We start from the raw sequence: 15,119 nt of genomic DNA, 5'->3' as shown, positions 1-15,119 counted from the left end.
ATAGTCCATAGTCAACTATATTTGAGATTAATGTGCAGCGGACCAAGCCAAACACAAATTACGAAAATCCTCACCCCGTACTTCAAAATTGGGGTATTGGTCAAAACTCGCACAAGCGGGAGATAACAGCACCACGGAGGTTTGATATTGTTTGGCTAATTCTGCTGACCGCGGAACCGCCTTATCCATGGTCTCCACAATTTCGTAATTAGTATAACCCACCCCTTGGAGACGTTGAGCAAATGCTGATGCTGCATTCCCAATTAATAAAACCGCCGCAGCTTTGGCTTGAATTTGATTTAACCAAGCGGTATCATCCCCTGGTTTAGCTTCCCCACCTGCAATTAAAATTGCTGGACTGTTGACAGAAACCAACCCAACTTCAGATGCATCATAATTAGTGGCTTTACTATCATTAATAAAGTCAATACCTTCCCAAGTACAAATATGTTCTAACCGATGGGGAACCCCGGAGAATTGGCTAATTGCAGTATCAATAGTATGGGGTTCAATTCCCGCTAACCTAGCTGCTGCTACCGCCATTAACAGATTTTGGCGGTTATGTTCTCCCACCATTCGCAAAGCAGAGGCTAAGATAACTTTTTTGGGTGTGGGGTTAGGCTCTAATTTTTCCACTACCCAACCATCTTGAATATAAAAGCCTTGTTTTCCCAGTAAAAAGTCTTCACCTTTGACACTTGTCCAATAGGCATCAGGCCAATGGCTAATACCCATTTTATTTAAATAGGGGTCGTCACCATTAAATACTTGAAAATGAGAATTAAGTAATAACTTAGCTTTAATATTGTAGTAATTTTCTAAAGTTTTGTGGCGTGCCAGATGGTCTGGTGTAAAAGTCGTCCAAATACCTATGCGGGGTGCTAGGGTAAGTGAAGACTCTATTTGATAACTACTAATTTCTGCAATTACCCAGTCAGGCTGTTTTTCTGATAAAGCTACTTCAGAGGCAGCATAGCCAATATTACCACAGGCGGGGGCATTTAGTCCAGCGGTTTGAAATATTGCCGCAATCAAAGCTGTAGTGGTGGTTTTGCCATTAGTACCGGTAATGCCTACCCAGGGGGAAGATTGCAAATGTCGCCAAGCGAGTTCCATTTCACCGATGGTTTCAATACCTAATGCTCGCGCTTCGACTAATACGGGAATATCCCAAGGTACACCGGGACTGACAACAATTAAATCAGATAAATCCGGACTATTTAAATCAAGGGAATACCCCAATTTTACGGTAATTCCCTCGGCTGCAAGTTGTTGTTGTTGTTGGAGGAGGTTGGTAGAGGTGTGACTATCAGTTAACACTACCTCCCAACCTTCCCGTTTTAATAATCTAGCGGTAGCAATACCGGACTTTCCCAACCCAATCACTGAGGCTTTAGGCATAGACTGTAGCGTATTTCCCTGGTTAAGCATTAATTATGGTAACGCTTCTTGGCAACAATTAAACTAATTTTTTGTTGCTTCCGGGGATAGGTTTTGTTAAATTTCTCAGCCTAAATGGGGAAATTTACGCGGCTAAAGATTTTTCACTATGGCACCAAAGTCAGCGAGTACCCGCGCATGGTTCCGCAGTAGTCCTAGGAGGTATAGGCGATTGCGTTTGATGTCGGGATTTGGGTCCATGACTAAAACACTATCTTCACCATCAAAGAATCTGGCCACGGTAGGAGCAATTTTTGCTAGTCCTGTTATTAACAATTGGTAATTGCGGGTTTCCTTTGCCTTTTGAGTTGATGGTACTAATTCTACTAGGGCGTTATGGAATGATTCCTCTGATGACTTTTGGAATAGTTGCGTTTGAATTAAGTTGGTGGGTTCTAACTGCTGTTGGTCTAAGTCCCCTTGGGCTGCTAGTCTGGTGGAACGGTTAACGGTTTCGTATATTTTATCGAGTGTACCATCATTGCGGATTTGTTGCAAATATAAGGCGCGATCGCGCACATCTAGTAAATCCTCTAACGCTCGTTGTGTATATTCTGGGTCATTTTCTCCCAGGACGGCGTTAACTAGGTCATAGTCTATTTGCTTTTCGTCTTGTAGTAAGGTGCGAATGCGTTGTAAGAAAAATTCTGCTAAAGCTGCGGTTAATGTCTGCGGGTCTTTATGGTATTTGGCGGCAAAGTCTGCTGTAATTTGGGTTAATAAATTTGCTAAATTGATGGGCAAATTAGCAAACCAAGTAATATTAATTACTGCATTCGCCGCCCGACGTAAAGCAAATGGGTCTGAGGAACCGGTGGGAATTAAACCTAACCCAAAGATACTGACTAAGGTATCTAGTCTATCTGCTAAACCGACAATTTGGGAGGTGAGGGTTGTGGGTAAACTGTCCCTGCGCCTGTGGGTAGGTAATGTTGGACAATGGCGTTAGCTACTTCCACATCTTCACCACTAGCTAAGGCGTATTTTTCCCCCATAATTCCTTGGAGTTCTGGGAATTCATAGACCATTTGACTAACTAGGTCAGCTTTACATAATAAAGCGGCCCGTTGGATTTTTTGGGTTTGCTGTGCTTCTAGTTGTAATTGGCTGCTGATGTAATTAGCAATTGTGACTATTCTATCTATTTTGGTCCGAACTGAACCTAGTTCTTCCTGAAAAGTGACTGTTTCTAACTGAGGTAAATAGCTTTCTAAGGGTTTTGCTAAATCAGCTTGGTAGAAAAACTTGCCATCTGCTAGCCTAGCACGAATTACCCTCTCATTGCCCACGGCGATCATATCTGATTTATGGGGGTCGCCATTGGCAACGGTGATAAAGTTGGGTAATAGTTCTTTACTTTGAGTATCTGTAAATACGGGGAAGTAACGCTGGTGTGTGACCATAACCTCTGTAATTACCTCTGTGGGTAACTGCAAAAATTCTGGTTCAAACTTACCCACTACGGCGGTTGGGTATTCTACTAGGTTGGTGACTTCTGCTAACAAGTCCGGGTAAAATACGGTAGACCCACCGGCTTTGTGGGCTGCTGCTTCTACTTCGCTGTAAATTATCTTGGCTCGTTCTGTGGGGTCAACAATGACAGCAGCATGGCGTAGGGTGTTGACGTAATCTGTCGCTTGGGGAATGCTTACAGGTTGGGGATGTAAAACACGATGACCCCGGGAAATGCGATCGCTGGTAATTGTCTGGTGACCATTAACCAACTCTATCGGTAAAACTACATCATCTAACAGCGCCACTAGCCAACGAATGGGGCGAGAAAACCGCATATCCCCATCACCCCAGCGCATTAACCGCTTACCTTCTAAACCAGAAATCCACTGGGGAACTAGTTCCGTCAAGATTTCCGCCACGGGACGACCAGCAATGCTTTTCTTAACAAAGACAAAATCCCCCTTGTCTGTGGGGCGAATAGAGAAGGCGGCTATATCTACACCTTGCTTTTTGGCAAATCCAGTTGCTGCTGGTGTGGGTTTACCATCCTTAAAAGCAGCTTGGGCGGTGCTTTGATTTCTTCTTCTCGGTCTGGTTGTTGGGACGGTAGACCTGTAATTAGCACCGCCAACCGCCGGGGAGTACCGTAAACTTCTACAGTGGCGCTGGTGAGACCATAAGCTTCTAAACTTTGGGGAATGCGCGATCGCCATTGTAATATGGCATCACCTAGAAAACTGGCGGGTAATTCTTCTGTACCAACTTCCAATAAAAATACAGCCATAGGAAAATCTTCTAACTGGTGTCAATTCTCCCAGTTTACCCGTGAGCAGCATAATTTTGCTCACCCAGCAAACACAAAGCCACCAATTCAAGGAACCGGGGCTTAAAAACCCCCGTCTCAAAGCTAAAGTCAGATAAATCTGACTAGAAAATCATGTATCCGATAATAGTCTAGACAAACCTTTGCGTACCTTTGCGTACCTTTGCGCCCCTTTGCGTTTAACAACAGATATAATAAATACACCCTATACCCCCAGCAACCATGAAACCCCACCTCGCCATTATTACCTGTATATTACTCCTACCCCTTCCCGTCCTAGGGGAAATCACCCACAGCAAAACCTCAAAACCCCCCATACCCGATAAATGTCAACTTAAACCAGAAGAAGACCCAGAAACCGGAACATATTCCCAAACACAACTACAACAGCTTGTCAGTCAAATCACCGTTAAAGTCAGGGGAGAACGTGACGCAGCATCGGGGACAATTTTAGCTCAAGCAGGTAACTCTTACTTAGTAGTCACCAACTCCCATGTAGTCAAGAGAATTAACCCCAAAAACCTAAATATTCAAACACCAGACGGTAAAACTCATCCAGCTAAACTGCTTCCTGATACAAACCTTGGTCAATTAGACCTAGCTATATTAGAATTTAACTCAAATCAGCAATATTGCTTACCACCAGAAATTACTAACTTTAATATTGATATAGATACCCCAGTCATGGCCGGGGGATACCCCAGTGCAGAAAATAATATAGTATTTAGACCAGGAAGAGTTAAAAAAATTGTCTCCCAACCGAGTTTAAAAGACGGTTATGAAATTGGCTACGACAGCGACATTGAGCAGGGGATGAGCGGCGGTGCTATCCTCAGCGCCTACGGTTATTTACTAGGCATTAATGGTATGAGCCAATACCCTATATTAAATTTAGGTTATGTCCGTGCTGATGGACAAGAACCCACAGCAGCAGAAATTGAGGAATGGCGTGGGTATAGTTGGGGAATCCCTGTGAGTGGGGTGTTAGAAGCGGTCAAACCAGAGGTGTTAACTGCTTATGGGTTACCCCAACGCCAACGCCAACAGCAAACCCAGACGCAGCGCACCGGTTATGATGTCCCGGAAGTACCATTAACAGGGTGGTTAAAGGAATTAGAGGAAAAAGCTAAACAAATTACTGTCAAGATTGACATTAGTGGTAAAAATAATGGTTCAGGTGTAATTATTGCTAAAGAAGAAAATATTTACACAGTCCTAACTGCAGCTCATGTGGTGTGTGAGAAGATACAGGGAGGGGGAGAATGTCGCCCCCATACTTACACCATTGTCACCGCAGATGGTCAAACACATCCAGTAGAACCCGGTAGTATTCAATCTAATGAAGGGGTGGATTTAGCAGTAGTTAAGTTTAGGAGTAACCAAACTTATGCAGTTGCTACCTTAGCTAAATATGCGACTGAAGATAATCAATATATGTTAACAGCGGGGTATCCCAGACTGGGGACAAGTTCACCCTGGCGGTTGACATTGGGACGAACTTGGAGTAGGGAAACGGGGTTAATCAGAACTACCCTGTCAAGTTCCCGAACTAACAACGACCCCGGAGCGCAATTATTACAAGCTGTGGGTCAACCTGCGGGAGCTTTAACGGGGGGATATGAGTTAGTTTACAGCAGTATTACCTCTGGTGGGATGAGTGGGGGTCCGGTGTTGGATACCCAAGGACGAGTAATTGGGATTCATGGGTTAGCGGAGGGTGATAGGAATATTGTTCGGGGTGATATCCAGATAGGTAATAGTTTAGGGATTCCCATTAGTACTTTTTTAGCTTTAGCACCGGGATGGAATACTCGACCGCAACGGGTGGAAGATACACGACCACGGGAGTTAACAAGGGGGGATGAGTTATCGATACAGGCCGCGATTCTCTTTACTCCGGTTCCCCAGGAGAATGCTGATCCTCGTTCGTGGATTGAACGGGGGAATCAATTGTGGCGGTTACGTCGCCATGGTGAAGCGGTAGAGGCTTTTGAACAGGCGATCGCCCAAAAACCAGCGTTTATTGATTTGGCTTATTATGGTCAGGGTTTGGCTTTATGGTCGAGTGGACAATTCCAGGAAGCAGCAGCAGCGTTAGAATTGGCGGTAAAGGCTAGACCTGATTTTGTCCCGGTTTGGTATGATCTGAGTGCAGTTTATAGGGAATTACAGCAACTGGATAGGGCGCTGGATGCTATCAATCAGGCGATTAAGCTGGAGCCTGGTAATCCTAATTTGTATAATCAGAAGTATGTGGTGTTGTCTGGTTTAAAGAAGTATGCAGAGGCTGAGTTGGCGATAAATCAGGCGATTGAACTCAGTCCCCGTGCTGCTTTTTACAACAATCGCGGTAATGTTTACGCTGACCAGCAGAAATGGGATTTAGCTCTGGCTGATTATAACAAAGCTATTGGGATTAATCCTAATTATGCTCTAGCTTACTACAATCGCGGTGTTGTTTACTATGACCAGCAGAAATGGGATTTAGCATTGGCTGATTACACCCAAGCTATTGGGATTAATCCTAATTATGCTCTAGCTTACTACAATCGCGGTGTTGTTTACTATGACCAGCAGAAATGGGATTTAGCATTGGCTGATTACACCCAAGCTATTGGGATTAATCCTAATTATGCTCTAGCTTACTACAATCGCGGTGTTGTTTACGCTGACCAGCAGAAATGGGATTTAGCATTGGCTGATTACACCCAAGCTATTGCGATTAATCCTAATTTAGCTCTAGCTTACAACAATCGCGGTGATGTTTACTATAACCAGCAGAAATGGGATTTAGCTCTGGCTGATTTCACCCAAGCTATTGCGATTAATCCTAATTTAGCTCAAGCTTACATCTGGCGCGGTATTGTTTACGCTGACCAGCAGAAATGGGATTTAGCATTGGCTGATTACACCCAAGCTATTGGGATTAATCCTAATTTAGCTCTAGCTTACTACAATCGCGGTAATGTTTACCTTAACCAGCAGAAATGGGATTTAGCATTGGCTGATTACACCCAAGCTATTGGGATTAATCCTAATGATGCTGATGCTTACAACAATCGCGGTGTTGTTTACCTTAACCAGCAGAAATGGGATTTAGCTTTGGCTGATTACACCCAAGCTATTGGGATTAATCCTAATTTAGCTCAAGCTTACTACAATCGCGGTAATGTTTACGCTGACCAGCAGAAATGGGATTTAGCATTGGCTGATTACACCCAAGCTATTGGGATTAATCCTAATTATGCTGATGCTTACTACAATCGCGGTCTTGTTTACGTTAACCAGCAGAAATGGGATTTAGCTCTGGCTGATTTTAACCAAGCTATTGCGATTAATCCTAATCATGCTCTAGCTTACAACAATCGCGGTGTTGTTTACCTTAACCAGCAGAAATGGGATTTAGCATTGGCTGATTACACCCAAGCTATTGCAATTAATCCTAATTTAGCTCAAGCTTACTACAATCGTGGTAATATCTACCTTAAACTAGGAAACATCAACAAAGCCAGGGAAGACCTCCAAAGAGCAGCACAATTATACCTCACTCAAGGTAATACCGCTTATTATCAATATGCAATTAGGCTTTTAAATTCACTGTAGGTGCAAGATCCCCGACTTCTCACATCATCACAGATAATCTAGGATAACTTAGCTAGAAGTCGGGGATCTGTGTGTCTGTGGGAGGGGATGGTAAGGCGATGTTAAAGGCGATCGCGAAGCGCTCCTGTAAGGCGATCGCCACCAAGGGAAGCGTTACAAACCCCCCTCTCAAAGCCATAGAAAATAAACCTTTGCGTACCTTTGCGTACCTTTGCGCCCCTTTGCCTTTAACAACAGATATAGTCGCCACCTAAAAGGGGTTAAAATTTACGTTGGATGCTACACGGGGAGCCAGGGGTTAAAAACCCCCGTCTCAAAGCTAAAGTCAGATAAATCTGACTAGAAAATCATCTATTTGATTATCTTGACAAGAGGCGATAGCGAAGCGCTGCTACAAGGCGATCGCCCCACAGATCCAAGCTCCCATCACCACTTACGGGGTTGAAAATCCGGCTCATTTAAAATTACCACATCATCACCGCACAGACCCAAGACAAATAAACCTTGACCATAAGCATAATCCCGCACCTCATTAGTAACCACCATCCCCGCCACTGCACCCATAGCCTGTACATCTCTATACCTAGGCATCAGGCGCTTAAACTTTTCTAAACGCTGCAAATGCTTATCCACATCGGCTTGATTGGGTTTACTCTTCACCTCAATTAACACCGCTTCTGTATCATTTACCACTAATAAATCAATTTCCAACCCCTCACCCCCGCGCTGTGTAGATAACCCTGGGTGAAGTTCATGGACATCAATACCCCGTTCTCGAAACAATCTTACCGCAGCAGGGCGTACTTGCCATTCTACAAACTCCCCTAGACGATTACCTAACTTACCCAGTTGTTGACTTACCTGTTTAATCTGCTTATCAGTTGCTTGAGATCGTTCTTTTAATAACCGCTCAGTTTCTTGAAACCGGTGTTCTGTCTCTTGAGATTGTTCTTTTAATAACCGCTCAGTTTCTTGAAAGCGGTGTTCTGTTTCTTGAGATCGTTCTTTTAATAACCGCTCAGTTTCTTGAAAGCGGTGTTCTGTTTCTTGAGCTTGTTGTTTAAGAAACCGCTCCGTTTCTTGAAAACTACGCTCAGTTTCTTGAAAGCGGCGCTCTGTTTCCTTTTGAGCTACAATCAACTCACCTAATAAGCGCCAAACATCATCAGGTGTGTAAGTCATGGTTGATTTCATAGGGTATGGTGTCATTATAACACCTTAACCAAATCGCCACTTAGGAAGGGGTTAAAATTTACGTTTGATGCTACACAGGAACTCAGATGAAATGGGCTGTAAATCTATGCTTTAACTGATTCTTCAGCAGCATTGATTAAGATTTCATCCATCCAAGCATTAATACTCTTACCTGCTTTTGTTGCTGCAATAAAAATTTTACGATGATGTTCTGGAGTGGTGCGAAATGGCAATTTACCAGAAAAAGGTTTATCTGCTTCTTCTCCTAGTTCTTCACAAAAAGCTAAATAACCATCAATAGAAGTTTGAAATTCTTGACGTGCTTCTTCAACAGTTTTAGCTTTAAATGTAATCACATCATTAATATCAAGAACCCTTCCAAAAAGTATTCCTGCTTCTACATCTACTTCAATTGATGCTGTATACCCTTTGTAAGTCAACATACTTTTAATTATCCTCCCTCATTTTGGTTGTGATTAATGTCAATAACTATTTATGGTTTGATTCCTGCTTTGATCAAAAATTCTCTCACTGATTTAACTGCTCCTTTATCGGTTTCTTTTTCTGGATGTGGTTCATTATTAGTCTAACTCCCTCCAGTTGGTGTAAATTCTTCTGGCTGGTTTTCCCATTGCCGCCTTATACCATATTTATGGTAAAATGTCAATTTATGGAGATATTGTAAACTGCATGGGGAAAACTCAGAGAATATCCTGGTAGTTTCATGTGGCGATCTGTGTCTATTTAACAGGCGATCGCTTTGTTAAAATCCAACATATTTAAAACATCTTATGACAAAATTATTTTTAACAAAGGTTGGGCTAAATGGTAAATGACAGGAATAGAAACAGCATTACCTAATTGATGCTTGGCTGTAGTTTCATTATCTGCAATTTGGAAATTATCTGGAAATCCTTGTAATCTTGCATAATCTTGGGCGGTTAAAGGTTTATACTGATTCTTGAGATAAACTTGCTGGATAAAGTTTTGCTTATATAATTCTGGTTCCTGACATTGTATAGATATTATAGATATATAGTCTCTTGTTCCAGTAGCCGTTAAAGTTCCAATTGCATCACCATGAGGTAAATATATTTTAGAAATACCATTAATCCCTGAAGAGATTTTAGAATTTACAAACTCATAGCCTTTACCTTCAACAACACGGAGGATACCCTTATCTACTAAAGTATTAATTTCTTCTATATATAAATTAGAAATCAAAGATTGTAATACTTCAAATCCTAAAGGGTTACCGTCTTTAGTCCATAAATTTTTTTTCTTCTATTTCTCAATAGAGTTTTACAAATTAATTTTTCTCTTGTAGTGGTTGGTATGATATCCCAAGAATGAATTGTACTATGTCCGTCTCTAATATCGGCAAAGGTAAAAAAATCATTCAACTCATCTATCTTTTGAAATCTTCCTCTAGAAGCTGGGATTTTACCATCTGGAAATAGAACTTCTGGGGGAAATTTCCTCTTAGTAAATTGAGTACGTTCAAGGCCAGGGACAATATCATAAATCTTGGGGTGTTGATTCAAAGGTTGAGGAAATGTAAAACCCCAGGAGTTATGGATATTATTGTTAATACCAACAATAAATACCCTATCCCTATCTTGTGGTAAACCAAAATCATAGGAATTAAGGACTTGATATTTGACTACATAACCTGATCCAGACAAATTATCAATGATATATTCTAAACTTTTTCTATTTCTAGGCTCCGTTAAACCCTTAACATTTTCAAATATAAATGCTTTAGGCTGGTTAATTTGGACAATTTTAAAAACATCAAGCCATAATTTACCTCTTGGGTCTTCTAGTCCTTGTAATTTACCTGCTATAGACCACGGTTGACAAGGGACACCACCAACCATGATATCTATATCCCAGGGTAGCTTGTTTAAATTAGTAATATCTCCTAAATATTTTTCAGCCTTATTAGTTTCATGAATAAAATTATTTTTATAAACTCTAATAGCTTGTTTATCAATTTCTGAATATCCTAAACAAAAACCGCCCAACTCTTCGAGAGGGATTCTAAAGCCACCTATACCAGAAAAAAGGTCTAAAAATGTAAATTTTGTTTGATGTTTAATAATTTTTAGAGGTTGCAATAATTGAAATAATTCAAGTTGAGCATAAGCCTGATTTTTCATATAGCAATTCTAAATGATTCATGAACAATTTCTGTTCCCTGTTCGGTGTGTTCCCTGTTCCCTTTCCTCACTGATAATTTATCAAGTCAAATAGGATGACTATAGATATTCTGTATAATTGTCTCATCAAAGCAGACTGAAAACCTGATGGGATATCGTCCTTGAGAATGAGTAGAGACGCCCTCAAGAGCGCCTCTATCCTCAAGGTTATTCTATTCCTTCGATGCGGTCTTCGACTTCTTGGTACAACTCGCGGAGGCGGTCTAAATTCTCCTCGCTAGTTTCCCAATAACCCCGACCATTCACCTCCAACAAGGTTGAGACAATCTTGCGGAAAGAATGGGGGTTGAGATTCATCAACCGTTTTTGCATTTCTTCATCTTTGATGAAGGTTTCGTTGGTATCTTCATAAATCCAGTTATCCACAGCGCCAGCGGTCGCACTCCAACCGGTGGTATTTACCAACCGCTTAGAGAGTTCGCGCACACCTTCGTAACCGTGGGATAACATCCCCTCATACCATTTGGGGTTTAACAACTTAGTCCGCGCATCTAAACGTACAGTTTCCGATAATGTCCGCACCTGTGCATTAGCTGTGGTGGTATCTGCAATGTAAGATGCTGGCTTTTTACCATCACTACGCAGACTGGCGACTAACTTTGTGGGATCGGAATCAAAGTAGTGGGAAACATCAGTTAAGCTAATTTCGGAAGAGTCGAGATTTTGGAAAGTTGCATCAGCGGTTTTTAAAGTGGTTTCAAAAATCTGCCGGGATTCATCCATCACACCGGGGTTATCGGAGTTGAAAGAGAATGATTTCCGTCTCAAGTACATTTCCTGCAACTCGGCCTCACTATCCCAAGTGCTGTTTTCTACCGCCAAGTTAATATTTGAGGAGTAGGAACCAGAAGCGTTGGAGAATACGCGGGTTGCTGCTTGTCTGAGGTTAATTCCCATTTCCTCAGCTTGTTGTAAAGCGTGTTTGCGGACAAAGTTCATTTCTAAAGGTTCGTCAGCTTCCGCAGCCATTTTTACTCCTTGGTCTAGGAGGTTCATTTGGTTAATGAACAAGTCGCGGAATACGCCGGAACAGTTGATGACTACATCAATTCTGGGTCGTCCCAACTCTTCTAAAGGTATTAATTCTAATTTATTCACCCGACCTAAAGCATCGGGAACCGGACGCACACCAATCATCCACATAATCTGTGCTAGGGATTCACCGTAAGTTTTAATGTTATCGGTTCCCCAAAGGACACAGGCGATGGTTTCTGGCCATTTACCCTCATTTTCTGCCTTATTACGTATCAACAGCCTATCTACAACGATTTTGGCTGATTGCACAGCGGCGGTGGTGGGGATAGATTGGGGGTCTAGGGCGTGGATATTTTTACCTGTGGGTAGTACATCCGGGTTGCGGATGGGGTCACCACCGGGGCCAGGTAGGATATACTCACCTTCTAAACCTTGGAGTAATGCGCCGAGTTCGTTATCTGCACAAACTTGTTGTAAGCAGAATTCCAAATACTCAAATAGTGGTTTTAAAGCAGCAGCGTCAACTTGGGGATAACCTGCTTGATGTAATGCTTCTACCCAAGGTTGTTTTTTACCCATGTTGAAGAAGTTCAACCGGGAAACTAGGGAAACTCGCCCTTCCGCGTCGGTTTGTGCTTTGACGAGTGCGCCCACAGCGCCCCGGGTAGCTAGGGTGATGTCTTGCAGTAGTTGCACATCTTCTAAAACTCCTAGGTCGCTGTTTTGGTAAATATCGTCGATGTTCCGCCCGATGCTGTTAGCAATGATGCGGGGTAAGCTGAGAATTTCTTCTTCTTGACGGTCTAAACTGGCGATGTTTACCAGGGTAGCTACTGCTTCTTCGGCGGTGGGTGGTTTACCAATGATGTGTAAACCACAAGGTAACAACCTAGATTCAATTTCCATTAACTTGCGGTAGACGCTACCAACGATTTGATCTCGCTCATCGGCGGTCATATCTTTAGCGTCGGTTTCTGGTAAGTTAATGTCTTTATCCAGGTTGACGATGCGGCATTTATCCATGATGGTGTTGACAATGGGAATACCGCGACCACTGTCTTTTAAGGTTTGGTAGGAAGCTATTAACTCGCTGAGTTCTTTCAAACCTTTGTATAAACCGGCGTTTTCGGCGGGTGGTGTGAGGTAAGAAATTGTTTCAGCGTAACTACGCCGCTTGGCGATGGTGGCTTCACTGGGGTTATTAGCTGCGTAATAATACAGGTTAGGAATTGTGCCAATTAAGTTATCTGGGTAACAGTCTCCAGACATCCCCATTTGCTTACCCGGCATGAATTCCAAGGAGCCGTGAGTACCAAAGTGCAGTACTGCATCTGCGCCCCAAATCCGTTCTAGGTAGGTGTAATAAGCAGCAAAGCCATGGTGTGGGCTGGCGGAACGGGAGAACAATAGGCGCATGGGGTCACCTTCGTAACCAAAGGTGGGTTGTACGCCGATGAAGACGTTACCAAATTGTTTACCGTAAATTAGCAGGTTCTGCCCATCGCTGTTGAGGTTTCCGGGGGGTGGTCCCCAGTTTTCTTCTAGGCGTTGGGAGTAGGGGGTAAGTGCTTCATATTCTGCTACTGACATCTTGTAGGCGATGTTCAGTTCTGGGCTTGCATACTGGGCTTGAGCATCGTGGATGACTTCTTCCATCAATGCTTGGGCGCTTTCGGGGATGTTTTGCACATCGTAGCCGTTGTTTCTTAGCCCTTTTAATGCTTCGTAGATGGAGCCGAATACATCTAGGTAGGCGGCGGTACCGACGTTACCTTTATCTGGGGGGAAGCTGAAAACGGTGATGGCAACTTTTTTTTCTAGTTTGGGCTTGCGGCGCAGGTTAGCCCATTTTAATGCCCGTTGTGCTACTGCTTCTACTCTGTCTTGCAGGGCGATCGCTTTACCTGTAGCTCCATCTCTACCTGAGAGAATGATTGGCTCAATGGCTCCATCTAATTCGGGGATGGCAATTTGTAAGGCTACTTGTATGGGATGTAAGCCTAAATCACTATCTAACCATTCTTCGGTAGTTTGGAATACTAAGGGCAATGCCACCATGTAAGGACGATTGAGGCGTTTTAGGGCTTCAATGGCCTTGGGATGGTCTTGTCTGGCGGGGCCACCTACCAAAGCAAAACCAGTCAGAGAGACGACTGCATCTACTAAGGCGTTTTTGGTAGTTGGTTCGTAGAAGTAAGCATCTACGGGTTTAGAGAAGTCCAACCCACCAGCAAACACAGGAATGACTTTGGCACCGAGTGATTCTAATTCCTGGACTATGGCTACATAATGAGCATCATCACCAGTAACTAGGTGGGTACGTTGTAATACTAATCCCACACAAGGGGCTAAGGGATCTTTGAGATCGCCGGAAATGTCCTGGCGGGCTGTATACCAATTTAGGTATTCTTTGACATCCTCAAACATAGTTGTGGCCAGAGGATGCCAAATACCCATATCCGGGTAGACAACTGGCGCTTCATATGTAGGAGATGCAAAGTTTTTTTTGTCTACATCTTTTAATACATATTTATCAGCTAGCATCAGCAAGAAGTTTTCCAGGTTTTCTGGTGAACCTCCCAGCCAATACTGAAAACTGAGCATGAAGTTTCGCGCATCCTGTGCCTTTTCCATTGGCAAGAATTTTAATACTTGGGGTAAGGTCCGCAACAGCTTTAACATTCCGTCTTGGAAACCCGCCCCTGATTTCTCCTTGCGTTTGCGCATGAATTGAGCGATCGCACTCTTGGATTGTCCCAACTGTGCTAAAGAAAAGCTGCCCATTTTATTCAGGCGCATTACTTCTGGCATTGATGGGAACACTACCGCTACATCCAGGCGATCGCGGTATGGTTCAACGGCGGCAATTACTTTTTGTGCTAAGTCTTCTATGAAAATAAGTGAAGCGATAAAGATATTAGCAGTTTCCATATCCCGTTTGAACTCTTCATAGTTCTCTGGGTCTCGGAGTTCCTCGATCAAATACCCGCTCACCTCAATGGCTAGGTTGGGGTTGTTCGAGTTAATCGTGCTAACAGCTTGCGACAATGCACTTTGATACTGGGACTCAAGCACGACATAGACCACCTTGATTAAATTACGTCCGCGTAAGTTATCAGGCGCAATATGTCTAATGGTGGACTTGACGTGGGTGAACATGCAGATAGGCTCCTTGTGATGCGTGTTCTCTAACTGAAGTTCTCAGCGACATCTGCCGCCAGAGTTACTTCTTGTTTTCGGCAATATTAATTTTTTATCAGAAAAACCTTGACCTTTGAGCATTTTTTGGGCTTTATGACACAAATCGATATAAAAAAATAAATATTTATTTATAAATCTTGACAAATCACAAAAGTGTTTACTCACATTTTTGTAACGAAATCGTAATATTTACCAATTGGCGACTC

At 42.8% G+C, this 15,119-nt stretch carries 8 protein-coding genes and 2 pseudogenes; 1 reads left to right on the top strand and 9 read right to left on the bottom strand.

What is annotated here, in order from left to right:
* Window positions 1-27 precede the first annotated feature (27 nt).
* The gene (murD, locus tag AC6IZ0_RS03120) at window positions 28-1,401 is read right to left on the bottom strand and encodes a UDP-N-acetylmuramoyl-L-alanine--D-glutamate ligase (protein WP_497725056.1); all 1,374 of its coding nucleotides are present in this window, start codon (window positions 1,399-1,401) and stop codon (window positions 28-30) included.
* Window positions 1,402-1,533: 132 nt separating this feature from the next.
* Window positions 1,534-3,679, bottom strand: a pseudogene (gene glyS / locus AC6IZ0_RS03115) (glycine--tRNA ligase subunit beta).
* Window positions 3,680-3,940: 261 nt separating this feature from the next.
* On the opposite strand from glyS, the gene AC6IZ0_RS03110 reads away from it, so the two are divergent.
* Window positions 3,941-7,321 (top strand): tetratricopeptide repeat-containing S1 family peptidase, encoded by a 3,381-nt coding sequence (locus tag AC6IZ0_RS03110; RefSeq protein ID WP_497725055.1) that lies wholly within the window; start codon window positions 3,941-3,943, stop codon window positions 7,319-7,321.
* A 52-nt stretch (window positions 7,322-7,373) separates the two neighbouring features.
* Here AC6IZ0_RS03110 and AC6IZ0_RS03105 read toward each other — a convergent pair whose 3' ends face one another.
* The 7 genes and pseudogenes from AC6IZ0_RS03105 to AC6IZ0_RS03075 all read right to left on the bottom strand — a co-directional run bounded on the left by AC6IZ0_RS03105 (window position 7,374) and on the right by AC6IZ0_RS03075 (window position 14,871).
* Complete coding sequence (locus AC6IZ0_RS03105; RefSeq protein WP_497725053.1) at window positions 7,374-7,571, bottom strand: hypothetical protein; 198 nt, start codon at window positions 7,569-7,571, stop codon at window positions 7,374-7,376.
* Between the two features lie 176 nt (window positions 7,572-7,747).
* Window positions 7,748-8,503 carry a hypothetical protein gene (locus AC6IZ0_RS03100; protein ID WP_497725051.1) on the bottom strand — a complete coding sequence of 252 codons (756 nt, stop codon included), beginning with the start codon at window positions 8,501-8,503 and terminating at the stop codon, window positions 7,748-7,750.
* Between the two features lie 116 nt (window positions 8,504-8,619).
* Entirely contained in the window at window positions 8,620-8,958 is a 339-nt protein-coding gene (locus tag AC6IZ0_RS03095; protein ID WP_497725050.1) for a type II toxin-antitoxin system HicB family antitoxin, read from the bottom strand.
* A 50-nt stretch (window positions 8,959-9,008) separates the two neighbouring features.
* Window positions 9,009-9,095, bottom strand: a pseudogene (locus AC6IZ0_RS03090) (type II toxin-antitoxin system HicA family toxin); the annotation flags it as partial.
* A gap of 209 nt (window positions 9,096-9,304) precedes the next feature.
* Window positions 9,305-9,739 carry a DNA cytosine methyltransferase gene (locus AC6IZ0_RS03085; protein WP_497725048.1) on the bottom strand — a complete coding sequence of 145 codons (435 nt, stop codon included), beginning with the start codon at window positions 9,737-9,739 and terminating at the stop codon, window positions 9,305-9,307.
* A gap of 20 nt (window positions 9,740-9,759) precedes the next feature.
* Window positions 9,760-10,677 (bottom strand): DNA cytosine methyltransferase, encoded by a 918-nt coding sequence (locus AC6IZ0_RS03080; protein WP_497725046.1) that lies wholly within the window; start codon window positions 10,675-10,677, stop codon window positions 9,760-9,762.
* 207 nt (window positions 10,678-10,884) lie between these two features.
* Window positions 10,885-14,871, bottom strand: coding sequence for a magnesium chelatase subunit H (locus tag AC6IZ0_RS03075; RefSeq protein WP_497725045.1), 3,987 nt, complete (start codon window positions 14,869-14,871; stop codon window positions 10,885-10,887).
* Window positions 14,872-15,119: the final 248 nt, after the last annotated feature.

It is taken from the genome of Anabaenopsis sp. NIES-4685 (genome assembly GCF_059725405.1).
Note: the sequence above shows the minus strand (reverse complement) of the source record. Positions and strands in the feature narration are given on the sequence as shown.

Coding starts and splice junctions, on each gene's coding strand:
- murD (WP_497725056.1), bottom strand. CDS start 1,401: ATGCCTAAAGCCTCAGTGATTGGGTTGGGAAAGTCCGGTATTGCTACC.
- AC6IZ0_RS03110 (WP_497725055.1), top strand. CDS start 3,941: ATGAAACCCCACCTCGCCATTATTACCTGTATATTACTCCTACCCCTT.
- AC6IZ0_RS03100 (WP_497725051.1), bottom strand. CDS start 8,503: ATGACTTACACACCTGATGATGTTTGGCGCTTATTAGGTGAGTTGATT.
- AC6IZ0_RS03095 (WP_497725050.1), bottom strand. CDS start 8,958: ATGTTGACTTACAAAGGGTATACAGCATCAATTGAAGTAGATGTAGAA.
- AC6IZ0_RS03080 (WP_497725046.1), bottom strand. CDS start 10,677: ATGAAAAATCAGGCTTATGCTCAACTTGAATTATTTCAATTATTGCAA.
- AC6IZ0_RS03075 (WP_497725045.1), bottom strand. CDS start 14,871: ATGTTCACCCACGTCAAGTCCACCATTAGACATATTGCGCCTGATAAC.